Here is a 24847-nt window from a genome sequence, read left to right as displayed (position 1 = left end):
CCGTTCAGCCTTTCTGAGAAGGCGCCGCAGTGCTTTTTCTCGCAACGAGCCAGGGCTTCAGCTGAATGTTGCCCTGTTCGGGCGGCGCGCCTTCAAGAAGGTCGAGCAGCAGCCTTGCTGCCTGTTCCCCGACCGCCCTGCGCGGCTGATGGACCGTTGTGAGAGGCGGCACGAAATGGCCGGCAATGTCGATGTCATCGAACCCTACGACCGAGACGTCCCGGGGAACCCGCACACCGGCTTCGTTCAGGGCACATATGAAGCCGAAGGCCATTCGGTCGGCGGCGCAGAAGACCGCCGTCGGGCGGTCCTTCATCCGGAGCCACTGTTCGGCTGCCTTTTCGCCGGCATCCAGCGTGTAATCGCCCTCGAATAGCCAGTTCTTCTCCGGATCAAGCCCGACGCTGGCCAACGTCGACAGGTACCCGTCGAGCCGGTCCCTGCCCGGCTTGTGGGTCAGCGACCCGGTAACATGCCCGATTTTCGTGTGCCCGCATTCCAGAAGATGGGAGACCGCCAGGCGCGCACCGAGCAGATTGTCCACCACGGCGATCGGCACGGCCGGGTCATCGCTCCATTCCCCGCAGGCCACGATCGGCGGCAGCTTCGGGTTCATCGCGCGGATATCGGAAATCGAGAAATGTCCGTCGAGGATGACGATCCCGTCGCAATTGTTCTTGCTGAAGAAATCACTGACGGTTGAACGCGACATGGACGGCTTGCGCGTATCGGCAATCAGAACCTTCAGGTTCTTTGCCGCACATACTGTCTCTATCCCTTGAAGGATGTTGGAAAAATGAGAGTTTCCAATATCGGGAACCAGCGCCACGATAGTGCCCGTATCGCGCCGGCGGAGGTTTCTGGCGGCGTGATTGAGAACATATCCCGTCTCCTCAACCGCCTTGGCCACCTTGTCGCGTGTCTTGACCGACACGCGCTCGGGCGCGGAAAGCGCGCGGCTGACGGTTGCCGTGGAGACCTTGGCCGCACGCGCGACGTCCTGCACGGTTGGATTGGCTTTTCTGACGTTCGACTCGCTCATTCCTTCGTTCTTAACCGACAAAAATCTGATCTGGCGATTTATTCTTCAAATATCGGCCCGGAAAGGCAATGCTTGCACATGGATTGGCGATCTCAGGAGCGACTTATGCCCGACGAACGACTGACGGACGTATCGTCCGACGAACCTCCCGCGGATTTCACGCCTCCGCAAAAGGCGCTTTGGTGGCTCAGGAAAGGTGAGCTGGGCCTCGGTCCGGAATGGGAACGGGCGCACATGATCTGCCAGGACGCGGAAGGCGAAAAGATCCATGACTGGATCCATGCACTCTGCCACCTGATCGAAGGCGATCTGGGAAACGCGGCTTACTGGTTCAAACGTGCGGAAAAACCGTCCGGCGCAACCGATCCGAAGGAGGTTTGGGAACAGATTGCCGCCGCGAACGGATAGCGGCCGCAAAAGAACTACTCCGCGACCCCCAGATACTGTTCGATCTGCTTGACCCCGCGCTGCATGTGGGCGTCGATTTCCTTGAGCATGAGATCCAGCCGTTCACCGAGCGCGAGCTGCAGATAGCGTTCATGTGCATCCTCGATCGGACCCTTGCGGCCATGCGCCCTCTGGTGCTCCGCAAGATAAAGCTGCAGCCGCCCGGCGATCCGGCGCCAGCTTTCCAGGAGCAGCTTGTGCCCGCTCATCTCGTAGACGAGCGAATGAAACCGCACTTCCGCCTCGCTTGATGCCACGTGATCATCAAGTTCCAGCGTTGCCAGAAGATCCTTGTGGCGCGCTTCCAGTTCGCATGCGAAGGCGTCGTTCCGGCGGTCCCAAACCTCACGGAAGGCGAGTGTTTCAAGCGCTGTCCTGAGAGAATAGATCTCCCTGACATCCTCGGGTGAGAGCTTGAGAACGCGCGTGCCCGTGTAGGGAATGGTCTCGATCAGACCTTCAGCCGCGACCTGCCCCATGGCTTCGCGCAGAGGCCCCCGGCTCACCCCGAACCTGGCGGCGAGATCCGATTCGGTGATCTGGCTGCCGGATTCGATCTCACCGCTGATGATCGCCCGGCGCAGATTGCCCGCAATCTGGTTGCTGAACGTCTCACGCTTGACGGGTTTGACCCGGTTTTGCGACATCAGTTGCGGTTTGTTCATGGTCCCGTGCACTTGTTCGTATTCGGCTGGCTTTTCGCCGCTGGTAGCGTTCCCAACGTTCTAGCGCAAGACCCAATCCTTGTAAGCCTTTTCAGCTTCCAACGTCACCGGTCCCGGCACTCCGGGCCCGATGGTGCGTCCATCGATGCGCACGACAGGAGTTACACCCCCAAGTGTTCCGGTGATGAAAGCCTCGTCGGCCGAATAGGTTTCTGCAAGCGTGAAGTCTTTTTCACGGACAACGTTGCCTTTGCTTAGCCAGCTATCGATCACCGCTTTTTGCGTCAATCCCTTGAAGGAAAATGCTCCTGTGGACGTCCAGAGTTCCCGGCCCCGGACAATGAAGAAGTTCGTCGAATTGCAGCTGGCGACAAAGCCGCGCGGATCCAGCATCAGCGCCTCGTCCGCACCTGCATTGATCGCCTGGATCAGCGCCTGGATCAGGTTGAGCCGGCTGTGGGAATTGAGACGCAGATCGAAAACATCGGGCCCGCTGGTGCGGAACGTGGAGGTGAACAGCCCAAGCCCCTTCGTCTTCGTGTCGGACCGCGGTGACTTGTATTCGGCTACGATCACGACGGTTGCGTTGCCGATGACGAATCTCGGATCCTGGTTCGGTGTACTCTTGAGCCCGCGCGACACCATCAGCCGGATGTGAACCCCGTCGGTCATGCCATTGGCATCAAGCGTCCGGCGAATGGCGGTCTTGAGATCGTCCCGGGTCACACCGACATCGAGCGCGATGGAATTTGCGCCTTCGAACATGCGGTCGAGATGCGCATCCAACTGGAGAATGCGCCCGTCCACGACCCGCAACCCCTCCCAGACGCCGTCTCCCAGAACGAACCCGCTGTCAAAGACAGAGACAACAGCCTCCCGTCGTGGAACCAGTTGTCCATCAACGTAGACCAGGACGGTTTCGTTCCGCGGATCCGCGACATAACCTTGCGCGCTTGCAGACGTGTTCATCGAAGTATGCTCTCCAGAAAAGGTCTAAAACTGAAATCGCCGGTGTTCTGCGAGGAATTGCTGCGTCAGTGGGCGTTTCGGGTTTTTCAATACGTCGTCGGGCGTCCCGCTCTCGTAGATGCCGCCTTCGGCCAGGTACAGGACCCGTGTGGCGAAGTGATAGGCAAATCCGATTTCGTGCGTCACCAGAAGCATGGTGCGCCCCTCGGTCGCCAGCTGTTCGATAACGCCGAGCACCTCGCCGACCAGCGCCGGATCAAGCGCGGATGTCGGCTCGTCGAAGAGCAGGATCTCCGGGTCCATCGCGAGCGCACGTGCAATCGCGACCCGCTGCTTCTGCCCGCCGGACAGCCGTGACGGGAATGTGTCCGCCTTGTCCGCAAGGCCGACGCGCTCAAGTTCTGTGACCGCCCTTTCCAGGGCCTTTTGTGCCGGAACGCCGCACACTGTCTTCAATCCTTCGGCGACATTGCCGGCGACCGTCATGTGCGGAAAGAGATTGAACTGCTGAAACACCATGCCGACGCGCTGGCGCAAGGCGCACAGTTCGCGCTCCGAAAAGCGCATGTCTCCGGATTTCGAAGGTTGCCCCACCGTGTCTCCATCCAGTTCGAGGCGTCCCTCGCTCGGTGTTTCCAAGACGTTGATGCAACGAAGCAGCGTGCTTTTTCCGGAACCCGACGCGCCCAGAATGGCAATCCGGTCGCCTGGCATGACGTCAAGATCGATGTCTGAAAAGACGCGCAGCGACCCGAAATGTTTGCCGAAACCGGACAATCTGAGAACAGGTGCGTTCACGTTCAGTCACTCCGTGCAAGATGGCGTTCGAGCGCATAGGTCAGGCGCACGATCGGGTAGAGAATGATGAGGAAAATCGCCGCGATCACGGTGTAGACCTCAAGCGGATTGAAGCTGAGCGAAGCGATCAGCTTGCCCTGCTGCAGCAACTCCACATAGGCGACAACCGACGCCAGGGTGGTCATCTTGAAGATTTCGACGCCCCGGTTGGTCAGAGCGGGAATGATGCGCCGGATCGCCTGCGGCAGGATCACGCGCCGCAAGGTCTGCAGCCCGTTCATGCCGATGGCACGCGCGGCCTCCCATTGCCCCGGTTCAATGGACTGGATGCCTCCCCGGTAGATTTCCGCTGAATACGCAGCCGAATTCAGCGAAATCCCGAGAATTGCCGCCAGAAACGGGCCGATCTCGATTGGCACGATGATCGGCAGCGCGTAGTAGAACCAGAGGATCTGGACGAGCACAGGCGTATTTCTGAAGAACTCGACGAATGCGGTCGAGAGCCAGCGGATCGGCCGGTTTTTCGAGCGTTTGCCGAGAGCGATGATCAGCCCCAGTCCCATGCCGAGCACGAGACAGACAACGAACAGCCGCAGCGTTCCGGCCGCGCCGATGGCAAGCGCATACCAGTTGTCGAAAACATCCTGAAAGTTCCAGATGTAGGTCATGGCGTGATCTCACCACTCCTGGCGAAGCGGCGCTCCATGCGCGATGCGACAAAGCTGATGAAGGAGATCGACACGAAATAGATCAGCGCGACGACCGTGAAGACTTCCAGCGGTCGGAAGGTTTTCTGCGCCAGCTCGTTGGCCTGGAACAGGAGATCTGCATAAGACACCGTGGCCACCAGCGTCGTGGTTTTCATCAGTTCGATGGACCGTTCCATCATCGACGGAAACATTCGCTTGACGGCCTGGGGCAGGATAATCCTGCCCATGCATTGATTGTGGGTCATGCCGATCGCCTTGGCGGCCTCCCATTGCCCGCGCTCGATCGACACGATGCCCGCGCGGAAAATTTCAGCGAAGAAGGCACCGCTCTGAATCATGAAAGTCAGCGAGGCGGCAAGGAACGGTGTCATCTCAATCGACAACACGATCGGCAGGCCGAAATAGAACCAGAACAGCTGCACGAGTGGAGGCGTTGTCCGGAACACCTCGATGATCACTCCCGCCGGCACGTTGAGCCAGCGCCTGTGGGACAGGCGCGCAAACGCCAGCAGGAGACCGACGACCAGCCCGCCCGAGAGCGCTGTCGCTGTCAGGAGCAGCGTGTTGCGGAAGCCGACGAGGAGAAAGCCGCCTTCCGCAAGTACCGGTGAAAAGTCCCACTCGTACATGGTCGGTCCGCGCGGTTCAGAGCAGTTCCTTGATGATTGGTGGAGCGGATTTCGGATCGAGCCCGAAGCCGCTCAGGAATTCCTCGTACCAGGTCTGGATCTGACCCGACTGGTAATAATCAGCCAATTGGGCATCCACAAAGGTGACGAAGTCGGTATCACCCTTGCGTACGGCCGCACTGGTCGGGTTCGACTTGACCGGCGATGGCACGACGATCTTGCCGCGACCAAGCTTCTGTCGCGCCGCGATCAGCGGCGGGTGAAACAGACAGACCGCGTCAACACGTCCGGACTGGAACGCTGCGATCGCTTCCGTGTTGCCCGGAAACCGCTGGATATCCGCATTGCCGACATTTTCCGACAGGAACTTGTCCATGCTGGTCGCCTGCGGCACGGCAATCTTGATCTCCGGCTTGTTGAGATCTTCCCAGGACGTGACCGGAACATCGTCCTTGGCCAGCACTGCAAGCGAATAATAAAGCAGCGGGTTGTCCGGGAAGCTTGCGGCCTTCTTCCGTTCTTCCGTCGCATCCAAAACAAACATGACGTCGATCTTGTTGCTCTGCAGCGCGGCAACCGCTGTTCCCCAGGTAACTTCGACGGGTTCGAATTCGACACCGAGCGCTTCCGCCATGGCCTTGCCGGCGGACACTCCGACGCCCGAAGACCACTCGCCTGTCGCCGGGTCCTTCGAATACCAGGGCGGCGCCTGGGTCACGCCCACGCGGAGCTTGCCGCGTTCCTTGATGTCATCCAGGGATCCGGCGGCGAGCGCCGGCATTCCGCTTGCGACCAGCGCCGAAGCCACCGTGGCTCCCGTGAGGGTCAGAACTGTTCGACGGTTCAGTTTCATCTCGTGGTTCCCCTTTTTGCGATCGGCGCCGCTTGAAAAGCGCTCGTCTGACATCATAAAAGCGCCTCTATGGTAGATTGTCAACAATCTACCATTATGATCGCACCTCTGATTGCCGAGCGGCAACCTTCCTGTCCAAGTCAACCGCATTTGAACCGCGGGCGTTATGAAACGAGCGAATGAGAATGCGCGCGAGTGTCTCGCAATCCTGCCTAATCCTGAGGTGCGCAGCAAAGCGAAGCCTCGAAGGATAGGCCACGCATTCGGGCCTTGCCGCCCATCCTTCGGGATTGAGCTCACGCGCTTCCTCAGCATGAGGTTGAGGACTAGCGAGGTTGCGAAAACCGCTTCGTCATGCTGGCAGCAAATGCAAGAGCTCCTCCTTCGTCACCCCGGGCGAGCGAAGTGAGACCCGGGGCCGGGGTGCCACAGTCGACCGGAACATCCACCGCAAGGACCCTCAGACCATTGCCTCCCCGATCCCGGCTCGCGCTGCGCTTGGCCGCGATGACGGTAATAGGAGAGACCCTCATCGTGAGAAAGGACACCAGCGCTGCCTCGAAGATTTGGGACGAGTTTGAGGATTAGAAAGGCCTCAAAATCAGCTGCGGCATGCTGGCAGTAAATGCAAGAGCTCCTCCTTCGTCACCCCGGGCGAACGAAGTAAGACCCGGGGCCGGGGTGCCACAGTCGACCGGAACATCCACCGCAAGAACCCTCAAACCATTGCCTCCCCGATCCCGGCGCGCGCTGCGCTTGGCCGGGATGACGGTAGTGAGCGAGATCCTCATCGTGAGAAAGAATACCAGCGCTCTCTCGAAGGATTGGGACGAGGCTGAGGATTGGCGAGGCCTCAAAATCAACTTCGCCATGCTGGCAACAAATGCACAGGTTCCTCCTTCGTCACCCCGGGCGAACGAAGTGAGACCCGGGGCCGGGGTGCCACAGTCGAGCGGAACGGCCACCGCAAGAACCCTCAGACCATTGCCTCCCCGATCCCGGCGCGCGCTGCGCTTGGCCGGGATGACGGTAGTGAGCGAGATCCTCATCGTGAGAAAGAACACCAGCGCTATCTCGGAGGGTTGGGACGCCTTCGGTGTTGTCTTGCGCATTTGTCACCCGGCCGCCCGTGGCGCTGCGGCAGGAACGACAAGCCCATCAGCGGGAAATCATCCCGCACCGTTCGTTTCAGCCAGAATCGGGCGAAGGCTCATGGCCTGTCCGTCGCAAGAGCGTTCAGAACATCGGTTTCTGTCATCTGAAACCTGTCGGTCTGATCACGGTCATGATGTACGCCATCGATCCAGACATAGTCCTCGAAGGTTTCCGCGTTCTGGACCCAGAACTCATGATAGAGCTTCGGGGCATATCTCCAGGCACCCCTATGGGCAATATCGTCACGCCAGTTCTTCAGGTCGTCGCGCGTCTGGAACCGGATTATGCCGATCTGATCGCCGTCTTCCGCCTTGTAGAACTTGATGGAGATGAAGCCTGGCATTCCGGCGACGGCATGCGCCATGTCGTCGTTCAGCTTCTTGTGCAGATCCCGATCGATATCGTCACGATACCGCACGCCGAAAATGCAAATGATCATGTCGATCTCCGAACCCACACCCCTGCTACGGACCAGCATAACACCCAGGATTGGAAGCCTGCGAGAAGGATTGACGGAAAAACGGAATGTTGATCGACCTGTTGGTTAAGATCACAAAAGGAACCAGCAAAATCAACGCGCAAGATCTGAAAAAGAAAAATGAGGCGCACTTAATATTTATATAAAAAAAGCTTAAAGTTAACTGTAGATTAAACAATGCTTTTACTTAATTTTATTTAAAACATAAGAATGCTTCAAACAACAAGGGAAGCATTCGATGGCACGATCACAATCAAAACACTATCAATGGTATTCGTGGGGTCGTCACGATGATGACGATCGGGAAGACAACCATGGCTCCCGCTCTGATGGCTCAGGGTCGAAGGGCTCCGGTACGGGTTCGAAGGGTTCAGGTACCGCTTCAAAAGGATCCGGCACGGGATCAAAAGGTTCGGGAACCGGCTCGAAAGGTACAGGCACGAAGGGCTCAGGCTCCGGGTCGAAAGGCTCAGGCTCAGGTTCCGGATCTAAGGGCTCAGGCTCAGGTTCCGGATCTAAGGGCTCAGGCTCAGGCTCCGGGTCGAAGGGCTCAGGCTCAGGTTCCGGATCTAAGGGCTCAGGCTCTGGCTCAGGATCGAAGGGCTCAGGCTCTGGCTCAGGATCGAAGGGCTCAGGCTCTGGCTCCGGGTCGAAAGGCTCAGGCTCCGGCTCAGGATCGAAAGGCTCAGGCTCCGGCTCCGGGTCGAAGGGCTCAGGCTCCGGTTCCGGATCGAAGGGCTCAGGCTCAGGCTCCGGGTCGAAGGGCTCAGGCTCGGGCTCTGGATCGAAGGGCTCAGGCTCTGGCTCCGGATCGAAGGGCTCAGGCTCTGGCTCCGGATCGAAGGGCTCAGGCTCTGGCTCCGGATCGAAGGGCTCAGGCTCTGGCTCCGGGTCGAAAGGCTCAGGCTCCGGCTCCGGGTCGAAAGGCTCAGGCTCCGGCTCCGGGTCGAAGGGCTCAGGCTCTGGCTCCGGGTCGAAAGGCTCAGGCTCGGGTTCCGGATCGAAGGGCTCAGGCTCAGGCTCCGGATCGGGGGGCAGCGGATCAAAAGGCTCCGGCGGCGGGTCCAATGACCACGGCTCCTATCACGATAGCCACAAACACTATGACCATGGCGGTTGGCACGGAGGTGGCGGCGATCATGGCGGCCACGATGACGGTGACTACTCCTAGTTGGCCAGTCGAGTAGGTCTATTACCAAAAAAGGTCCTCGCCGGACGTCGGCGGGGACCAGGACTTTAGGGTCAGGACCCGTCTCGGAAGAAGATCAGTCAGGGGAAAGTGATTTCGTGTTCAAGGATCTGAAAATAAGCGGAACTTACTTCCCGTACATGCGCTGGATGCTCGTTTTTTCAGTTGCGACCAACATCCTGTTGCTGGCGCTTCCACTGCACATTCTGCAAGTCTATAGCCGCGTCCTGAAATCAGGCAGCATATCGACGCTTGTTTTCCTGACGCTGATTGTCGTGACCATGCTCGCGGTCAGCGCGTTTGCAGACTATTCACGCCGCAGGATCGCCCGCCGATTGGCGAACAGATACCTCATGGACCATCATGAAAAGCTCGTGCAATGCATGGTGCGCACCGGCGATGAAACCCTGAGCACATCCAGAACGATCAGCAAACTGCGCACGGTGGCAAACTTCCTGAACAGCCGGCTGTTTATCGGACTTCACGACCTGCCATTTTCTCTATTGTTCCTCGTCGCGCTGTTTTTGCTCAACGTCTGGCTCGGGCTCGTCGCGACCGTCGGTCTCGCCGCGATGGTCAGCCTCGCGGTTCTCAGCAACCGGTCCGTTTCGGCAGCTCAGTCAGCTGCGGAGAACCGGGAAGCGGACGCCTTTGATTTCGCATCAGCAACGCTGCGCGGCACCGACGAAGTGCGCGCCATGGGAATGACTGGAAAACTTCAAAACAGGTGGAGAAAGAAGCTGCGGTCAAATTCGGAGGCCGCCGACGATCTCTCCCAGATCACCGCCGGTTATGCGGCAGCCGGCACATTCCTGAAACAGATCATTCAGGTCATGATCGTCTCCGTCGGAGCATTGATCGTCTTGTCTTCATCAATGCCGAGTGTCGTGATTTTCGCGGCAATCCTGATCACGAACAGAATGCTGTCTCCAGTGGATCTGACGATCGGCGGTTGGTCAGCGATCACAAGAAGCTATGACGCCCACCTCAGCCTCGGCAATCTGATGGAAACCGCTGAGAGCGCGCCCGCAGAACAGGCCGCCCGCACATCCGGCAACCGTGTCAGCGCGGACAACATCCACTATTGCAGCACAAGCCGGCAACCGCATGTTCGCGTACTGGACGGCGTGTCACTGGCGATCAATTCCGGCACCCTGACTGTCGTGACCGGGCAGCCAGGCAGCGGCAAAACCACTTTGGCACGCATTATGTGCGGAGCGATCGATCCGCAGGCCGGCTTCCTGAAGATGAATGATCTTCCGCGCCAGAACTGGAGCGACGAGGAATGGGGTCAGACTGTTGGCTACGTCGCCCAGGACATAAAGTTCTTTCCGGTAACGATTTCGGAGAACATTACCCGTCTCTCAAGACGTGACGTTTCCGATCGTCTTGTCCGCGCGGCGAAAATCGCCAATGCGCACGAGATGATCCAGTCGTTTCCCGAGGGCTATGCGACGGTTCTGGAGCGCGGAATGACAAGACTCACCGACCGGCAAAAGATTAAACTCGCGCTCGCCCGGGCGTGCTTCGGAAGACCGCGGTTTCTCGTTCTCGATGAGCCCGATGCCGAACTCGACCGGGACGGCCAGAAGGAGCTCATCGCTGCGCTTGAAAAGCTGAAAGACGCCGGCATGGCAATACTGGTCATATCGCGCCGCTCAAGGATGCAGGCGGCCGCAGATAGGGTGTTTGAACTCGCCTCCGGTCAGCTCCGCGCGATCAAGGACAAAAGGTCCGGCGCGTTTTCCGCTTCGAACAAGCCGCTGGAAAGCAAGCCGGTCCAGCCGGCTCCTTCGAAAGACACCGCCGGCGCGGCGACCGCACTTGCCGAGATCCGCAACATCAGACGCCGGGACATTGCCGGTAGATTGGAGAAGGACACCCGGATCGTCATAAAGAAGCTTGATGCGGATCTGGAAACTCCTTCACGGCAATCGCGGGTGATGTGACGATGAACGGTGCTCAAGAAAAATCCCGCCGGAAGTCGGGTGACATGTCGCACACGGAGATTGACGGGATCGTCTCCCGGGGCAAGAAAATCGTCTACACGTTTCTCGCCGTCTTTCTGGCATGGGGCCTGTTCGTTCCACTTCAATCGTCGATCGTCGCAGAAGGCGTGATAGCGGCTGCAGGCAGAAACAAGCTCCTGCAACACGAAGAGGGCGGGCGCATCAGATCCATCGAAGTCGTCGAAGGCACGAAGGTCGCTGAAGGCGAACTGATCATGATCCTCGACACGGAGCTCAAACGCGCCGAGTTGTCGGAATTGCAGGCGCGGCAGGCGGTTCTGCTCGCCACCAAGACACATCTTGAATCGCTGCGGACCGGTGCCGGTTTCCAGCACGTTACAGAAGCCGGATGGGTGCTGCGCACGCAAACATTCGAGGTCGAGGCGCGTACCGCCCCGCATTTCGTTTCTGCAGAGCCTGCTCCAGACCGCGAACATGACCCTATCAAGGCGATATTCGCCAGTCAGCAGCTTGAGCAGCAATTCGCAGACCGCGCTGTCGATGCAGAAATTGAGGCTCTTCGCAACCGGAGCAACAGTCTGACCCACGAGCGGTCAGGTCTTGTTGCCCGGCGAACCGGTCTCACCGACAAGCTCCGCTTCTTGAGGAAGGAAATCGCCGCGATCCAGCCGCTGGTTCGCGATGGTTACGTGTCGAAGGCCCGGGCCTGGAAAAACGAGCGCGAAGAAAGTGAGCTGGTAGCGGAGATCGCGTTTCTGAACAGCGAAATCGCCCGCATTGACGAGCGACAGAACGAGGCAAGCAACCGCGTCGAAGCCTATGTGTCGGGCCAGCGCCAGAGGGTTGCCGGGGAAATGACGAAGGTTCTGGGTGAACTTGCGGAAATCCGGGATCGCCTGATTTCGGCCGAGCGCGCTCTGTCCAATACCGAAATCAGGGCGCCGGTAAGCGGAACGCTCGTTTCGTTTTCCGCGAACACGGTTGGAGGTGTTGTTCTCGCAGGCGACGTTATTGGCGAAATCGTGCCGGACGAGGCACCGTTGACGATCCAGGCACGGGTCCGCCCGCAGGACATTGCGGACGTCCGTCAGCGTCAATCGACAACGGTCGTGATCACCGCGCTCGACAGCCGCAAATATGCGCCGCTGGCCGCCGTTCTGACTTACGTTTCCGCTGATGCAGTCAGGCAGTCACCGACAGCCGAGCCTTACTACGTCGTCCACGCGCGGCCGGAAGACGTTGCGTCGAATGCGGCAATCACCGGCATGTTGAGGCCCGGAATGATTGTCAACGCACATATCAATGCCGGCAAGCAACCCTTCCTGGTGTACCTGCTCAGTCCGCTGCTTCTGGGTTTTGACAGGGCATTTGCCGAACCATGAACCGTGACGATCCGGTACATTGCCTGGTTTCAAACACCGGTATCGGGCATTTCTTCGCCGCGGCGGCGCAGCGGGATCGAAAGCTCGCCAAGGTGCCGGTGGGTCATCATCCGCCGCCCGCAGTCCCTTCAAGACGGGTAGCGGAAAAGAGACCTTGATCGGCGATCACGATCAAAAAAGACACTGGTAATAAGGACAAGGATATTCAGATGGCCAAAAGCAAGTCTTCCGACGCGAGTTCTTTCCTGAAAACGGCCCGTCGCGAGGAAATCGAGATTCTCTGCAAACGGGCCTTCGGACGCATTCCGACGCGCGTCGCGTTTCCCGGCGGACGGTCACGATCCGCATTCATGGCCGAAATCGGTGACGAGCGGTTCGTTCTGGCCAAACGCGACTCTGCGGGCGATGCCGCGATCGAGGGCATCGTCATGAAGGCTCTTTCCCAGACCGGCCTTGTGCCGCGCGTGGTCAGGGTCGTCGACGAATGGGTTGTTCAGGAACTCGTTGACGGAATTCGGCTTCCGGTCTTTTTGGATGGCCTTCAGGATATCGGCGAGCGGGAAGCAATTCTTGACAAGTCCCTGTCGGCATTGGCGGACCTGCAGGAATTCGCGCATGCGGAAAACCTGCATCACCGCGTCCCCCGGGTTGGACCCGACCGGGACTGGTCGGACGGCAACCTCATGCGCCCCAGAAAAATTGCCGAAATCGTTGACATCGCACCGCCGTTGCTCGACTACGGCAGACTTGAATCCCTGTTCAAGCTCAACCCGCGCGATTTCGTCAAGGCCGACGCCCGGCCCGGCAACGCTCTTGTCTGCGACGACCGGATCGTGTGGTTTGACTGGGAAGGCTGTGGCCGGCGGCATGCCCTGGACGATCTGGCTTTCGTGCTGTCGGACGAATGGACCGCAATTGATCCTGAAACGGAAGACCGCCTGATTGAAAGGCATCTTGCCAGGTTCAGCCGAAGCCGGTCTCAAGTGGAGGCGTTTGACTATCTCATGGCTTTCAGCGTCTTCCACATGATGGCCCGGATGCACCGTGCGATACGCTATCGCTATCGGGACGGCGAGTGGTGGAGCCGGGAAAAATGCCTGCACAATGACAAGATCGGCGTCACTCCGACGGAAGTCGGGCTGATGTGCGATCGTGCGCGCCGCTGGTCGCTCCGGTTTGCACCGCTGCACACGCTGGCACCCTGGTGCGAGAATCTGATGGAAAAACTGGACCTCGCTCTGCCGGACCAGGGAGCGGCGTCACAACGCAAGGCCGGGTGAGCGCGGAAGACTTGGGGTCAGGACCCTAGTGCGGTGAATTTGAAGTTCGCATCATTGCTTCTGCAGACTCCGAAGCGAACTTCAAATTCGTAAACCGCATTAGAAACATAGACTTGCTAGTCACCTTCTTGAATCTGAAGTTCGTTCGAAGACCGCTGCAAAATGAGTCGAACTTCAGATTCAGGTGACTAGATGATGGACAGTCCATCATCTACGCAATCAGAGGCAGCAGCTGCCGGCAGGCGCTGGAAGCCGCACCTATCCGGTTTCCCTCGATCATGTCGATGGTCTTGCGCATTGCATCCCCCACGCGGCATGGGTCCAGCTGCGAGACATCGCAGGCACTGCGGCGGACGATTTCAACATTCGACAGAACATGTTCCGCCGCCCCGTAGCTGATTTTGTAAGCTTCGTTGCCGTGGCAGAAGTCGTATGTCCTCATGCCGTTGCCGATCGCCCATTTGATCGCATCGGTGTGGAGCAACAGGCCGATATTCGGTTCAGATGCAGACTCGTCACGGCCGGAGACGATGAAATACAGATACTTCTCATCCTGGTCGACAATGCAGCATATTGCCCCGAGGCGTCTCTCACCTTCCCAAAGCGTGCTGAGCCGGATCGCACCGATCCGGTTACTCAAGTCCAGAAATTCCCGGTACTTTGCCGCAACCCGGAGAGCGGATTTTTCTCCACGCTCCGGCATCCAGCGCACCAGCCACATTTCGAGAAGTGCATCAAGATCCGAAGCAAACGTGTCGCTCGTGCTGTCGACAATGCGAAGGTCTTCACTCCGCTCATAGCGGCGCCAGAACCGCCGCATCTTCTGCCGCGTTTTCGAACTGAGTTGTGACTGGACGTAGGTGTCGAAGTCATCCGGAAGGCTGAGCCTCGGACAGACAAGGTTATCGACCGACCCGTCATTGATGAGCATCGAGCGGAAACTGACCCGGTAGGATTGCGGATCGGAAAACGCCCGGAGCAGGAATTCGAGCCTTCGTCGGCAGCCGTCGTGCTTGAAGCTGATCCGTGCCCACGGTGTGGCGGACAGATACGCGGCGACCTCGCCGATAGCCTCTTCTTCCACGGCCGGATCGCAGACGAACCCGGTATATTGGGCCCACGCCAGTTTACCCGCCGGTTTGAGCTCCGTCTTGAAACGCTGGCCGCTTTCGCTCCAATGTGTGTGGTGGCTAAGGGGCAGGAAACATGTGTACTCTTTTCCAGGTCCCCCTCCCCTGATCGCAAGAACCTTCCAGCGTCCGGGGTTGGACCGGAACACCTGGGCGAACCAACGCCAGGACAGGAAGTATCCCGCTTCGGGGTCAAGTTCATGAACGCGCTCCCAGTCATTGCGCAGTCCAACAAAGCCTTCAAGGTCCTGGACGATTTCTACCGTCATCGGGTTTTCGCTCCCTTGTCTTGATCGGTCCGGGCAGAACCGGTCATCGCCGCATGACCTGTGCCAGAACCTCATCGATCCGTTCAAGCACCGACAGCTCCAGATCGACACCGGATGCCCCGCAATTTGTTTCGATCTGCTCCGGCCGGCTTGCGCCGATAATCGCGGAACTGATCAAGTCCCCCCTGAGAACCCACGCAAGCGACAGCTGCGGCAAGGTCAGCGACAGATCGCTCGCGATCGGCTTCAGTTTCTCAATGGCCCGCAAAACCGGCGGTTTGAAAAAACGGCCGAGGCTCTTTCGTTCACTGCGAGACCCGGGCGGCGGTGCCATGCCCGGTTTGTACTTCCCGGTCAGGATGCCCTGTGCGAGCGGCGACCAGACGATCTGGCCAATGCCAAGCTCCCGGCAAAGCGGAAAGATCCGGCGCTCGTTCTTGCGATACAGCATGGAATAACGGGGCTGGCTGGAAACGAATGGAACCACGCCGTCAAGATCGCGCGCGTGCTTGATCCCGGAGACCGGCCATTCACTGAAGCCGACGTAACGCGCCTTGCCGGCGCGGACGACATCCGTCAGCGCCTCCATGGTTTCCTCCAGTGGCGTGTCCGAGTCAAAACGATGACACTGATAGAGGTCGACATGATCGACCCCTAGCCGCGTGAGAGACGCGTCGATCTGCTTGAACACCTGCGTGCGGGACAGTCCCCGGTCGGTTTCCGACATCGGGTAAAAGAGCTTCGTCGCAAGCACGTAGTCATCCCGCCGATAGGCACTCAGCAGATCGCCAAGCAGCTGTTCCGCAGCCCCCTTCCCGTACATGTTCGCCGTGTCGAAGAAATTGATGCCGCAATCGAACGCCTTGCGAACGCATCGCGCAGCCGTCTCGGTGTCGACCGCTGTTCCAATCGTCCGCCATGAGCCGAGCGAGATTTCCGAAACAGTGAGAGAACTGGCCCCCAGTTGCCGATATCGCATGTCAGGCCTCAGACAATTTCTTGACCAACCCGTTTTGTTTCGGCGGGCCTCATGCTGCAACCGGTGAAAGCAGAGATGGGTAAACGGACCCGTCGAAGTCCTGGCAAATCGGCGCGGACGGCCGGCGATGCCAGTAATTGACCAGCAGCGTGAGCCGTTTTTCCTGCGGCTCTTCGCCCGTTATGGCATCTGTGTGCGAGATCGCAGGATCCGGCACGACGCCATGATAAAGATTTCCCGGAAAGACAACGTAGTTATTCCGGATCGCGGCGACCGCAAGTGTCAGATTGGGTTCAGCAGGCATTTTCGACTTGCCATCCGGACCTGGCACCTGATCGGTCAGAACCGTCGGGCTTGACGGATAATCGTTCAGATAAAAGACGCTTCCGAGCAGGGGAAAGACGCTCTCTCCGGTTTCGCGGCTGAGCACCAGGTCGCGATCAAAATGGAAGTTCAGTTTCTTGCGATACCTGAGCCGCCCCAGCCACCATTCGGTACCGATGCAATTTTGCGGCAATTCGACCTTTTGCATCAGTGCGGCAATCGCCTCTTCCGCGACGTTTGCCGGTGCGGTGTCTCGCGGGTACCAGAACGTGGTCGAATAACTCGACTTGCCGCGCTCCTTCTCTCTGAAGGCAGACCGGACGGCTCCGTCAACTTTCTGGAACAGTGTTTCTGGGAGCGCTGATTCGCACAGACGAACTCCGGAAATCGGTGTGCTTGAGCTGGACAAGATTTTCGCCTCCTTTTCCTCAGCAAGCTAACGCGAATATTTTAAGATTGGATTGAATTCTGGAATTTAAACTTGACTATACGTTACTATATTGAATCTAATGAGATTTCAGATTATTTTCCACACAACGGTCAAATAAAAGCTGCTACTTTTACTGATACAACGCACGCAAACAGTGCCGAGCATTAGGGGTCCATCCAGCCTGCGCGGTGTGAAAAGCGGAATAGGCAGACTTAACAATCGCACAACGCGTTGGATCTATGCTGATTCTGAATGGGAGAATGACCCCATGGGGCGGCTGCAAGGCACCGCTTATCTCTTCCTCATAACGGTCAACGGAAAATGGGCTCGATACAGAGCCCGGGACAATTTGAGGATAAGCGATGCAGAACCAAGCCCTTCAGAATTCTGAAACCCGTGTCAGAGAATCCGCGGAACCATGCCGCAACAGGAGGCAGTTTCTTGCCTTGCTCGGCGGCCTGGCCACCAGTGCCGTTCTGGCACCTCACAGTGCCGAAGCACAGCAGGGTTTCTTTCAACCGCTCCAGAACGGGATGTATCTTGGCTACTGGAAAGACGGACGCGCGATGATGGACCGCGTCGAGGTCAGCGGCAACCAGATCTACAAGACGCGAGTGGCCGGTGGCGATGTTCAGGGGAGGACGGCGGTCTTTATACGAAGCGGTCAGAACACATACAATACGCCGTCCGGACACCAGATCTTCATTACAGGCCCGCGCTCCTTCACCTGGACCAACAGGCACGGCCGGAACGGCCTTTCTTACGCAAAACAGTAGTTTGTGGAACCGCGCCGCAAACTTGAACTCAGCACGCTCGTGGACCTCCCGGCCGTCGTTTCCTTCGATCGGCTGGGGTCTCCGTGTGCGGCATGTCTGATCAAAGGGATCAAATCATCGTTGATCGTGGATAGGTGAACTTGCGCGGAACACGTTTCTTGTGATCTTTGGGCGCGACACGCTGAGCACTCGCAAAACTGGACAGGAAACACGATGCCGGATTTCGCCATATACCCAAGCCTGAAAAACAAGAGTGTGGTCGTTTCCGGCGGGGCGCAGGGGATCGGTGCTGAAATGGTCAAGGCCTTCGCCGAACAGGGCGCCCGGGTCGGATTTCTTGATCTTGATGAGGCGGCAAGTGCCGCATTGGCCGGCACGGCAGACAACATCGAGTACGAGGTCTGCGACCTCCGGGACATCTCCGCGATGCAGGCTGCCCTCGCGAAACTGACCGGACGGATCGGATCCTGCCAGGTTCTGGTGAACAATGCCGCCCGTGACGACCGTCACGACTGGAAAGACGTGACGCCCGAATACTGGGACGAACGCCAGGCCACCAACATCCGCCACATGTTCTTTGCGATCCAGGCCATTGCACCGGACATGATCGCGAATGGTGGCGGCTCGATCATCAACATGGGTTCTAATTCCTGGTGGGAGGCCGGCGGCGGTTTCCCCGCCTATACGACGGCCAAGGCTGCCGTTCACGGGTTGACGCGCACCATGGCACGGGACCTTGGAGACCACCGCATCCGGGTCAACACAGTCGTGCCCGGCTGGATCATGACGGACCGCCAGAAGGAACTTTGGGCGACCCCCGAAGCGCTGGAAGCGCACCGCAGGCGTCAATGCCTTCCGGATTTGATCGACCCTGTCTATGTCGCACGAATGGTTCTCTTTCTGGCCTCCGACGATGCCGCCATGTGTTCGGCCAACAACTACATGGTCGAGGCCGGCTCGATCTGATCTGCTGCCGGAGGACCGGCCCGCACGCGGTTCCGGACCATGATCAATCACCTAGACAGTCAACGTTGCGCCCGTCTTTTCTTCCGAAACCTCCCACAGGTCCTTCGCCTGCTGCGGATCGAGAACAAATGCCTTCAGCGGACAGGCGCCGACTGGGCCGACCATCTCAAAACGAGTCGGACCGTAATAGGTCGCGAGTTCCAGTCCTTCTTCAGTCGCGCACATGACTTCTGGCCACGCGCCCCGCTCGGCAGACTGCGCCAGAGGTGAAAGCATCACGGCCAGAAGCCGTGTAACGATGCCTGCGGTGTCGCGGATCAGACCCGTTCGCGATGCGCCCGGATGACAGACATGGACCTCCACGCTCCTGCCCGCTGCCCGCACCCGGCGCTGCAGTTCGTAGCCAAACACCATCTGCGCCAGCTTGCTCTGGGCATAGGCGTTCCAAGCAGAATAGTTCTGATCATAGTTCAGGTCTTCGAACCGGATCCGGTTGTCGCCCATCTTGTAGCCGTTGCTGCCGACCATGACGATGCGGCCCGAAGACGCCTCGATCCGCTCGAAGAGCAGGGCTGACAGCAGGAAGTGGCCGAAGTGGTTGACGCCGAGCTGGCTTTCAAAGCCGTCCACGGTGAACTGTTGTGTTGCGACCTGCGCGATCGCGGCATTGCAGATGAGCGCATCTATGCGGGGTTCGCTCTCCAGAAGGTCCGCCGCGGCTTCACGGACGCTGGCCATCTCGGCAAGGTCCATCCGCACGAAGCTCACATTGGTGTCCGGTCCGAACTCCTTTTTGAGCGTTTCAACGGCGGCGGTTGATCTCTCGGCGCTGCGGTTCATCATCACCACCCGTGCGCCTTTGGAAATAAGGATCCGTGCAGCTTCGAAACCAGCGCCCCCATTAGCGCCCGTGATGATATATGTCTTGCCCGTCAGGTCGCCGATACGCGCAGGCATCCATCCTTCCGGGCCGAAAGGGGTTTTGTTGGACATGATTGTCTCCTGGGTCGATGTTGCAAAAGTAAAATTGTAAGTTTACATTTAAGCAGCCTTGCAAAAATGTAAACATAAAATTTTACTTTTGAGAGAAAAAGCGACAAAAAGCCGTGAAACTAACTGAAAAGAAAAGAGAAAATATTATCGAGGCGGCGATCGCAGAATTTCGCGAACAGGGCTTTCTTGGCGCGAACACGACGCGGATTGCCAAGCGCGCCGGCGTTTCGAGCCGCACGCTCTACAATCATTTCGAAAGCAAGGAAGAACTTTTTGATGCGATCACGGACATCATGCTCGCCCGGAATTGCGCGATGGCACCGGTCGACTACGATCCGGATCGTCCGCTGGCGGATCAGCTGACTGTGGCGCTGGAGCGCTACGTGACTGTGATCACGGACCGGGAGGCAATCGGGGTAAACCGCATGATCATATCCGAGTTCCTCCGCGACCTTGACCGCTCACGTGCGTTTCTGGCGGAGGCAGCCGCGCATGATTATCCGGTCACGAAGCTGATCGCCGATGCGATGGAAGCAGGTGCCTTGAGAAAGGCGGATCCGGCTTTCGCCGCCAGCCAGCTTCTTGCTCTGGTGAAGAATTTCTTCTTCTGGCCGGAATTCCTGATGGGCGAAAAAACCGAAACGGAAGGCATCATGAAAGACTGCGTGGCGATGTTCCTGTCGCACTACAGCGCGACCAGCGAACATCCACCCGCCTAGGCGCACCTTTCCAGCCCGGCAGGTCGGCACCGGCATACGCCGCCCTCAAGGACAACAATCTGTGCGTTGTCCTTCAGGAGAGCCAGCGAACCTGCCGTGGCATCATCTAGTAGGAGATAGCGACCGCGCCCGATCTGGGTTTGATTGAGGCGCCATTGATGACTCCGGCCTGAACCATCTTGCCGAAAGACGCTTTCGCAAGTCCGGCGGACGCGTCCATGGCTGCCTCACCACCATACTTCGCAACGACCAGGCCGGTTCCGTCGCCAAAGTCCACGATATCGATGAAAAGTGCACCGGCTGCTGCCAGGTCACTCCGCAAGTCCTCGGCTGCAACCATGGCTGCAGGCATGTCCGGCGATGAAAACTCAGTAATCCGATAGACAGCCATTCTTCTTTCCCCCTGTTTTTGTTTTGCTCAATCAGAATATGACGCGAGGGCACTTATGCAATATCAATCCGGGTCATAGACAGGCCTTAAGACAACTCCGAAGAATATTTGCTCAGTATTTTCTACCGCAGGACATAAGAAAGCCACTCAACAATCACGCCGTGCTGGATACTTTTGACGGGTAAATCGTATGACTGGCCACACAAGGACTATTGTCCTGCGCCGCCCGACCACGCTTCAATGTCCGGAGCCCATCGGCACAAGGACGCAAACATAGCCGCTGAAGAGGAAGACGATGTGCGGTTTGCTCTGTCCAAAAAGGTTGCGGCATCCCGTCCGTGAAATACCGGGATATGTCCCGGAATTCATACTTTCAGCTCGCTTGCTTTGTAATGTTATACAGTTACTAATGAACAGGAGCCTGATTGCAGGAATGCAAAAAGGGCATGCCGCGTGAAACGCACACGTGGACAACTTTCGTTTTCGGGGCAGTCCCGCTCGTGCGAAAGCATCGCGGCGTGCTGCTCAGCACATGAGTTCAAGGCAACGAGTTAAGGGAGACCTGAATGAAAACACGTGCCGCCATCGCCTGGGCGCCGAATCAGCCCCTCGAGATCGAGGAGATTGATCTGGAGGGTCCGAAAGAGGGCGAAGTCCTCGTCCGGATCGTCACGACAAGTCTTTGCCACACGGACGTCTTCACCCTTTCCGGCGAAGATCCGGAAGGCCTGTTCCCTTGTATTCTCGGCCATGAGGGCTGCGGCATTGTCGAGGAAGTCGGCAAGGGCGTCACATCGGTTGCTCCGGGCGATCACGTGATCCCGCTCTATATCCCGGAAGATCCCGACTGCCCCTATATCAAGTCGGGCAAAACCAACCTCTGCCAGACCATCCGCAAGACCCAGGGCGCCGGACTGATGCCGGATGGCACGTCCCGCTTTTCCTACAAGGGCAAGCAGATCCTCCACTACATGGGCACGAGCACGTTCAGCGAATACACCGTGCTGCCGGAAATCTCCGTGGCCAAGATCACCAAGGACGCACCTCTTTCCAAAGCCTCGGTCATGGGCTGCGCGGTTCCGACCGGCATCGGCGCCGTGCGCAACACCGCCAAGGTCGAGCCCGGGTCAACGGTTGGCGTGTTCGGTCTCGGCGCTGTCGGCATGGCCGTCATTCAGGGCGCGGTCCTGCAAGGTGCTTCTAGGATTATCGGGATCGACATCAACACGTCGAAATTCCCGCTCGCCAAGGCGCTTGGTGCAACGGAATGCATCAACCCGAAGGATTTTGACGGTCCGATTCAGGACGTTCTGGTCGAGATGACCAACGGTGGACTGGATTACACGTTCGAGGCGGTCGGGAATGTGGACCTGATGCGCTCCGCGCTCGAGGCCTGCCACAAGGGCTGGGGAGAATGCACGGTGATCGGAGTTGCCGGTGCCGGACAGGAAATCGCGACGCGGCCTTTCCAGCTTGTGACCGGTCGTGTCTGGCGCGGAACTGCATTCGGCGGCGTCCTCGGCCGCAGCCAGTTGCCGGGAATGGTCGACGAATGGTTGCGCGGCGACTTCAGCGTCGATCCCTATATCACGCATCACATGAACCATGAGCAGATCAACACCGCGTTCGATCTTCTGAAGGCGGGCGAGTCGATCCGCTCGGTCATCCACTTCCAGCCAAGCGAAACGCTCACGGTCAACTCGCTTCCGGGAAAAATTGTCACCGGGTAAGGCAGCCCATAGCGGCTGACGAAAGACGGTGGAAGGGCAGCGAGCTTGGTTTTTGTAACCGCTCGCTGCCCGACCTTTACCGGCTAATGCTTTACACCCGCAGCTTCCGCGACACGCGCCCGCGTCACCTCGACCATCCTTGTGTGGACCCGCAGCGTTACAATGGGTTTGCCCGGTTCGAGCACGCCGATCACCGTTTCGATATCAGGACACCCCTCATCCCGGCACGCCAGTTCGGCAACGGTTACCGGGGTATCATCGGGCAGGCTCATCACGTCCCGGGTCCAGGTCTTTATCTCTGATGACTTGGCCTTCAATCTGCCGAACCGTGGCGCGAGCGGATTGGTGAACCTGGTCATTCCGCAGCAACACCCTGCGGATAGACGCAGCTCCGGAAGCCCGCTTCGATCGTGTCGCGTGGCAGGTCGCGCCCGATGAACACAATCCGTGTCGTGCGCCGCTCGTCCGGTTTCCATGGACGCTGATGATCGCCTTCCAGCAGCATGTGGACGCCTTGCATCACGAAGCGGTCGTCGTCATCCGCAAAAGCGATGATCCCTTTCATCCGCAACATGTCCGGACCAAAGTCCTGCGCGATGGTCTGCATCCACGGAAAGAAACGTTGCGGATCGAGTGGCGCATCGCTCAGCAGCGAGAAACTTGTGACGTGGTCATCATGGTCGTGGTCATGGAAGTGTTTCAGGAACTCCGGTTCGATCTCGAGCACCCGATCAAGGTCAAAGGCGTTGCGCCCGAGAATGGTCTCAAGATCGACCTGGCAACGTTCGCTGTGGTGAATGACCGCGGTCGGGTTGATCCTCCGGATCCTCTTTTCGACTTCGGCGCGTTGCTGTTCGCTCACAAGATCGACTTTGTTCAACAGCACGATATCCGCAAAGGCGAGCTGCTCCTGGGCTTCATGCGCCCTGTCTATCTCCTCAAGCAGGTGCCTGGCATCGACGACGGTGACGATCGCGTCCAGCTTGGTCTTCGACTGGACGTCTTCGTCAACGAAGAATGTCTGGGCAACCGGGGCCGGGTCAGCGAGACCTGTCGTTTCAATCAGGATCGCATCAAAGTGGTTTTGCCGTTTCATCAGCCCTTCGATGATCCGGATCAGATCGCCCCGCACCGTGCAGCAGATGCACCCGTTGTTCATTTCGAAGACTTCTTCGTCAGCATCGACAACGAGATCGTTGTCGATGCTGACATCTCCGAATTCATTGACGATCACGGCGTATCGCTTGCCGTGGTTTTCCGAGAGAATGCGGTTGAGCAGCGTGGTTTTTCCAGCGCCCAGATAGCCGGTCAGAACGGTGACCGGTGTCCTCTGCAAATCATTCATTGTGACCTCCGAGACAGACGGGTGAGGTTTGAAAAAATGCGGAAGATTGACCCTGCGAGGGCCTCTCCCGCGATTCTGAGTGACCCTTTAAGAGAAAACGGTGCGGCGTCGATCACGGCCGCGAACAGCGCACGCACCGGTTCGGGATCGACATCGTTCGTGATGAACACGAGCCGCGTTCGCCGATCATCATCGGGCCATGCGGAAAGCTGGACAGGATCGGAAACACTGTGCTGCACCGCATGCACAATCAGCGGTTCTTCGGGTCGTTCTTGGCTCGCGACGATCCCCTTGACCCGCAGCAGCCGCTGCCCGGCGGATTTCTGGAGAAGATCGAGGAACCGGTTGAAGCGTTCCACAGACAAAGGCGTGTCGTGCACGATGCTGAACGTGCGAATGCCGGCACCGTGCCTGAGCGGTCCTCCGCCGCCGGCTGGCCGACCATTATGGCGGCCTTCGAGAGCCAGCGCGGTTTCAAGCGCCAACCAGCCGGCGACATCCTCTCCACGGTCGACGGCCGTATAGGGGCGTGGTGCAAACAGAGATGAGAAATCGACCGCTTGCCGATCGACAATGTCGGCACTTGCGTTGAGTTCCCGCAGGTCCTCCGACAACAGACTGATATCGCGCGGCTCTTCCGGGCTCTGCTGAATATCCGTTTTCGTAAGAACGATGCGATCCGCGAAGGCAATCTGTTTCAGCGCCTCGAAATGGTTCTCGACGGACCTGGCTCCCTCAATCGTATCGAACAGGGTCACCACGCCGGCCAGGTAAAAAGGCGGTTCCCCGGCGCTGGCTGTGTGTTGCCCCGTTCCGGTCTCGCTCACGGCCAGAGCGTTGACCAACGGGGCCGGGTCACCGAGCCCGCTCATCTCGACAATCACGCGCGTGAATCTGCCGGTCAGCCCTTCCCGCGCGGCGCTTTGAAGACCGTGGAGTATCTCTTTGATGTCGGTCGTGTCTGAGCAGCACAGACAACCGGTGGAAACCTGGCTCACAGTCGTTTCGCCGCGCCGGACGAGCAGGTGATCGACGGGCACATCCCCGAATTCGTTGATGATCACTGCTGTGTCCCGGACATCGGGATCGTTGAGAAACGCATTCAAAAGGGTCGACTTTCCGCAGCCCAGAAAGCCACTCAACAGGAAGACGGGTATGCGGTCCGGGGAACCCATGACTGACGGATTACTCTCTCTTTGCTGCCTGACAGGGGTTTGATGTTTCATGC

Annotated in this window: 25 protein-coding genes; 8 read left to right on the top strand and 17 right to left on the bottom strand. The window is 58.4% G+C overall.

Translation table 11 applies throughout. From position 1 onward, the window contains the following. Nucleotides 1–4: 4 nt before the first annotated feature. Complete coding sequence (locus RDA78_RS11100; protein ID WP_434055375.1) at nucleotides 5–1042, bottom strand: LacI family DNA-binding transcriptional regulator; 1038 nt, start codon at nucleotides 1040–1042, stop codon at nucleotides 5–7. Nucleotides 1043–1147: 105 nt separating this feature from the next. Here RDA78_RS11100 and RDA78_RS11095 point away from each other — a divergent pair, with 105 nt between their 5' ends. Beyond that, nucleotides 1148–1450 (top strand): hypothetical protein, encoded by a 303-nt coding sequence (locus tag RDA78_RS11095; protein WP_434055374.1) that lies wholly within the window; start codon nucleotides 1148–1150, stop codon nucleotides 1448–1450. A gap of 14 nt (nucleotides 1451–1464) precedes the next feature. On the opposite strand, the gene RDA78_RS11090 is transcribed toward RDA78_RS11095, so the two are convergent. The 8 genes from RDA78_RS11090 to RDA78_RS11055 all read right to left on the bottom strand — a co-directional run bounded on the left by RDA78_RS11090 (nucleotide 1465) and on the right by RDA78_RS11055 (nucleotide 8814). Next, complete coding sequence (locus RDA78_RS11090) at nucleotides 1465–2154, bottom strand: GntR family transcriptional regulator (protein WP_434055373.1); 690 nt, start codon at nucleotides 2152–2154, stop codon at nucleotides 1465–1467. Nucleotides 2155–2214: 60 nt separating this feature from the next. Then, complete coding sequence (locus RDA78_RS11085) at nucleotides 2215–3123, bottom strand: aminotransferase class IV (protein WP_434055372.1); 909 nt, start codon at nucleotides 3121–3123, stop codon at nucleotides 2215–2217. Between the two features lie 24 nt (nucleotides 3124–3147). Further along, nucleotides 3148–3921, bottom strand: coding sequence for an amino acid ABC transporter ATP-binding protein (locus RDA78_RS11080; protein ID WP_434055371.1), 774 nt, complete (start codon nucleotides 3919–3921; stop codon nucleotides 3148–3150). A 2-nt stretch (nucleotides 3922–3923) separates the two neighbouring features. Beyond that, nucleotides 3924–4589 carry an amino acid ABC transporter permease gene (locus RDA78_RS11075; RefSeq protein ID WP_434055370.1) on the bottom strand — a complete coding sequence of 222 codons (666 nt, stop codon included), beginning with the start codon at nucleotides 4587–4589 and terminating at the stop codon, nucleotides 3924–3926. Continuing rightward, nucleotides 4586–5260 carry an amino acid ABC transporter permease gene (locus tag RDA78_RS11070; protein WP_434055369.1) on the bottom strand — a complete coding sequence of 225 codons (675 nt, stop codon included), beginning with the start codon at nucleotides 5258–5260 and terminating at the stop codon, nucleotides 4586–4588. The genes RDA78_RS11075 and RDA78_RS11070 overlap by 4 nt, the downstream gene beginning before the upstream one ends. A 16-nt stretch (nucleotides 5261–5276) precedes the next feature. Further along, complete coding sequence (locus RDA78_RS11065) at nucleotides 5277–6113, bottom strand: transporter substrate-binding domain-containing protein (RefSeq protein WP_434055368.1); 837 nt, start codon at nucleotides 6111–6113, stop codon at nucleotides 5277–5279. A gap of 1210 nt (nucleotides 6114–7323) precedes the next feature. After that, nucleotides 7324–7707 carry an antibiotic biosynthesis monooxygenase family protein gene (locus tag RDA78_RS11060; protein WP_434055367.1) on the bottom strand — a complete coding sequence of 128 codons (384 nt, stop codon included), beginning with the start codon at nucleotides 7705–7707 and terminating at the stop codon, nucleotides 7324–7326. Between the two features lie 324 nt (nucleotides 7708–8031). Continuing rightward, nucleotides 8032–8814 (bottom strand): hypothetical protein, encoded by a 783-nt coding sequence (locus tag RDA78_RS11055; RefSeq protein WP_434055366.1) that lies wholly within the window; start codon nucleotides 8812–8814, stop codon nucleotides 8032–8034. Between the two features lie 219 nt (nucleotides 8815–9033). Between RDA78_RS11055 and RDA78_RS11050 the strand changes: the two genes are divergently transcribed. The 3 genes from RDA78_RS11050 to RDA78_RS11040 all read left to right on the top strand — a co-directional run bounded on the left by RDA78_RS11050 (nucleotide 9034) and on the right by RDA78_RS11040 (nucleotide 13567). Beyond that, nucleotides 9034–10884 (top strand): ATP-binding cassette domain-containing protein, encoded by a 1851-nt coding sequence (locus tag RDA78_RS11050; protein ID WP_434055365.1) that lies wholly within the window; start codon nucleotides 9034–9036, stop codon nucleotides 10882–10884. A gap of 2 nt (nucleotides 10885–10886) precedes the next feature. Then, the gene (locus tag RDA78_RS11045; RefSeq protein ID WP_434055364.1) at nucleotides 10887–12287 is read left to right on the top strand and encodes an HlyD family type I secretion periplasmic adaptor subunit; all 1401 of its coding nucleotides are present in this window, start codon (nucleotides 10887–10889) and stop codon (nucleotides 12285–12287) included. Between the two features lie 209 nt (nucleotides 12288–12496). Continuing rightward, entirely contained in the window at nucleotides 12497–13567 is a 1071-nt protein-coding gene (locus RDA78_RS11040; protein ID WP_434055363.1) for a hypothetical protein, read from the top strand. Between the two features lie 211 nt (nucleotides 13568–13778). Here the strand turns inward: RDA78_RS11040 and RDA78_RS11035 are convergent, their stop codons facing one another. Genes RDA78_RS11035 through RDA78_RS11025 form a run of 3 tightly spaced genes read right to left on the bottom strand, consistent with a single transcriptional unit; the run spans nucleotide 13779 to nucleotide 16678 of the window. Then, complete coding sequence (locus RDA78_RS11035) at nucleotides 13779–14966, bottom strand: GNAT family N-acetyltransferase (protein ID WP_434055362.1); 1188 nt, start codon at nucleotides 14964–14966, stop codon at nucleotides 13779–13781. 43 nt (nucleotides 14967–15009) lie between these two features. Continuing rightward, a complete protein-coding gene (locus RDA78_RS11030) occupies nucleotides 15010–15945 on the bottom strand; it encodes an aldo/keto reductase family protein (protein ID WP_434055361.1) in 936 nt (311 codons plus the stop codon). 49 nt (nucleotides 15946–15994) lie between these two features. Continuing rightward, on the bottom strand, nucleotides 15995–16678 hold the full coding sequence (locus tag RDA78_RS11025) for a hypothetical protein (protein WP_434055360.1): 684 nt from the start codon (nucleotides 16676–16678) through the stop codon (nucleotides 15995–15997). A 383-nt stretch (nucleotides 16679–17061) separates the two neighbouring features. Here RDA78_RS11025 and RDA78_RS11020 point away from each other — a divergent pair, with 383 nt between their 5' ends. After that, the gene (locus tag RDA78_RS11020; RefSeq protein WP_434055359.1) at nucleotides 17062–17475 is read left to right on the top strand and encodes a hypothetical protein; all 414 of its coding nucleotides are present in this window, start codon (nucleotides 17062–17064) and stop codon (nucleotides 17473–17475) included. Between the two features lie 213 nt (nucleotides 17476–17688). Then, nucleotides 17689–18441, top strand: a complete 753-nt coding sequence (locus RDA78_RS11015; protein ID WP_434055358.1) for an SDR family NAD(P)-dependent oxidoreductase — start codon at nucleotides 17689–17691, stop codon at nucleotides 18439–18441. Nucleotides 18442–18492: 51 nt separating this feature from the next. On the opposite strand, the gene RDA78_RS11010 is transcribed toward RDA78_RS11015, so the two are convergent. Next, the gene (locus RDA78_RS11010; RefSeq protein ID WP_434055357.1) at nucleotides 18493–19434 is read right to left on the bottom strand and encodes an SDR family oxidoreductase; all 942 of its coding nucleotides are present in this window, start codon (nucleotides 19432–19434) and stop codon (nucleotides 18493–18495) included. 113 nt (nucleotides 19435–19547) lie between these two features. On the opposite strand from RDA78_RS11010, the gene RDA78_RS11005 reads away from it, so the two are divergent. Continuing rightward, nucleotides 19548–20153 carry a TetR/AcrR family transcriptional regulator gene (locus RDA78_RS11005; protein ID WP_434055356.1) on the top strand — a complete coding sequence of 202 codons (606 nt, stop codon included), beginning with the start codon at nucleotides 19548–19550 and terminating at the stop codon, nucleotides 20151–20153. A 106-nt stretch (nucleotides 20154–20259) separates the two neighbouring features. On the opposite strand, the gene RDA78_RS11000 is transcribed toward RDA78_RS11005, so the two are convergent. Continuing rightward, entirely contained in the window at nucleotides 20260–20544 is a 285-nt protein-coding gene (locus RDA78_RS11000) for a hypothetical protein (protein WP_434055355.1), read from the bottom strand. A 566-nt stretch (nucleotides 20545–21110) separates the two neighbouring features. On the opposite strand from RDA78_RS11000, the gene RDA78_RS10995 reads away from it, so the two are divergent. Next, nucleotides 21111–22274 carry an S-(hydroxymethyl)glutathione dehydrogenase/class III alcohol dehydrogenase gene (locus tag RDA78_RS10995; RefSeq protein WP_434055354.1) on the top strand — a complete coding sequence of 388 codons (1164 nt, stop codon included), beginning with the start codon at nucleotides 21111–21113 and terminating at the stop codon, nucleotides 22272–22274. An 83-nt stretch (nucleotides 22275–22357) separates the two neighbouring features. On the opposite strand, the gene RDA78_RS10990 is transcribed toward RDA78_RS10995, so the two are convergent. Genes RDA78_RS10990 through RDA78_RS10980 form a run of 3 tightly spaced genes read right to left on the bottom strand, consistent with a single transcriptional unit; the run spans nucleotide 22358 to nucleotide 24845 of the window. Continuing rightward, nucleotides 22358–22633, bottom strand: a complete 276-nt coding sequence (locus RDA78_RS10990; protein WP_434055353.1) for a nitrate reductase — start codon at nucleotides 22631–22633, stop codon at nucleotides 22358–22360. Then, entirely contained in the window at nucleotides 22630–23619 is a 990-nt protein-coding gene (locus RDA78_RS10985) for a CobW family GTP-binding protein (protein ID WP_434055352.1), read from the bottom strand. Before RDA78_RS10985 ends, RDA78_RS10990 begins: the two co-directional genes overlap by 4 nt. After that, nucleotides 23616–24845 (bottom strand): CobW family GTP-binding protein, encoded by a 1230-nt coding sequence (locus RDA78_RS10980; protein ID WP_434055351.1) that lies wholly within the window; start codon nucleotides 24843–24845, stop codon nucleotides 23616–23618. Before RDA78_RS10980 ends, RDA78_RS10985 begins: the two co-directional genes overlap by 4 nt. Nucleotides 24846–24847 lie beyond the last annotated feature (2 nt).

The sequence above is a fragment of the Roseibium sp. genome (genome assembly GCF_051016195.1).
Classification (GTDB): domain Bacteria; phylum Pseudomonadota; class Alphaproteobacteria; order Rhizobiales; family Stappiaceae; genus Roseibium.
Note: the sequence above shows the minus strand (reverse complement) of the source record. Positions and strands in the feature narration are given on the sequence as shown.

Excerpts from the sequence above, each read along its gene's own strand:
- RDA78_RS11100 (WP_434055375.1), bottom strand. The coding sequence starts at position 1,042 with ATGAGCGAGTCGAACGTCAGAAAAGCCAATCCAACCGTGCAGGACGTC.
- RDA78_RS11095 (WP_434055374.1), top strand. The coding sequence starts at position 1,148 with ATGCCCGACGAACGACTGACGGACGTATCGTCCGACGAACCTCCCGCG.
- RDA78_RS11090 (WP_434055373.1), bottom strand. The coding sequence starts at position 2,154 with ATGAACAAACCGCAACTGATGTCGCAAAACCGGGTCAAACCCGTCAAG.
- RDA78_RS11085 (WP_434055372.1), bottom strand. The coding sequence starts at position 3,123 with ATGAACACGTCTGCAAGCGCGCAAGGTTATGTCGCGGATCCGCGGAAC.
- RDA78_RS11075 (WP_434055370.1), bottom strand. The coding sequence starts at position 4,589 with ATGACCTACATCTGGAACTTTCAGGATGTTTTCGACAACTGGTATGCG.
- RDA78_RS11070 (WP_434055369.1), bottom strand. The coding sequence starts at position 5,260 with ATGTACGAGTGGGACTTTTCACCGGTACTTGCGGAAGGCGGCTTTCTC.
- RDA78_RS11065 (WP_434055368.1), bottom strand. The coding sequence starts at position 6,113 with ATGAAACTGAACCGTCGAACAGTTCTGACCCTCACGGGAGCCACGGTG.
- RDA78_RS11060 (WP_434055367.1), bottom strand. The coding sequence starts at position 7,707 with ATGATCATTTGCATTTTCGGCGTGCGGTATCGTGACGATATCGATCGG.
- RDA78_RS11045 (WP_434055364.1), top strand. The coding sequence starts at position 10,887 with ATGAACGGTGCTCAAGAAAAATCCCGCCGGAAGTCGGGTGACATGTCG.
- RDA78_RS11040 (WP_434055363.1), top strand. The coding sequence starts at position 12,497 with ATGGCCAAAAGCAAGTCTTCCGACGCGAGTTCTTTCCTGAAAACGGCC.
- RDA78_RS11035 (WP_434055362.1), bottom strand. The coding sequence starts at position 14,966 with ATGACGGTAGAAATCGTCCAGGACCTTGAAGGCTTTGTTGGACTGCGC.
- RDA78_RS11030 (WP_434055361.1), bottom strand. The coding sequence starts at position 15,945 with ATGCGATATCGGCAACTGGGGGCCAGTTCTCTCACTGTTTCGGAAATC.
- RDA78_RS11020 (WP_434055359.1), top strand. The coding sequence starts at position 17,062 with ATGCAGAACCAAGCCCTTCAGAATTCTGAAACCCGTGTCAGAGAATCC.
- RDA78_RS11015 (WP_434055358.1), top strand. The coding sequence starts at position 17,689 with ATGCCGGATTTCGCCATATACCCAAGCCTGAAAAACAAGAGTGTGGTC.
- RDA78_RS11010 (WP_434055357.1), bottom strand. The coding sequence starts at position 19,434 with ATGTCCAACAAAACCCCTTTCGGCCCGGAAGGATGGATGCCTGCGCGT.
- RDA78_RS11000 (WP_434055355.1), bottom strand. The coding sequence starts at position 20,544 with ATGGCTGTCTATCGGATTACTGAGTTTTCATCGCCGGACATGCCTGCA.
- RDA78_RS10995 (WP_434055354.1), top strand. The coding sequence starts at position 21,111 with ATGAAAACACGTGCCGCCATCGCCTGGGCGCCGAATCAGCCCCTCGAG.
- RDA78_RS10990 (WP_434055353.1), bottom strand. The coding sequence starts at position 22,633 with ATGACCAGGTTCACCAATCCGCTCGCGCCACGGTTCGGCAGATTGAAG.
- RDA78_RS10985 (WP_434055352.1), bottom strand. The coding sequence starts at position 23,619 with ATGAATGATTTGCAGAGGACACCGGTCACCGTTCTGACCGGCTATCTG.
- RDA78_RS10980 (WP_434055351.1), bottom strand. The coding sequence starts at position 24,845 with ATGAAACATCAAACCCCTGTCAGGCAGCAAAGAGAGAGTAATCCGTCA.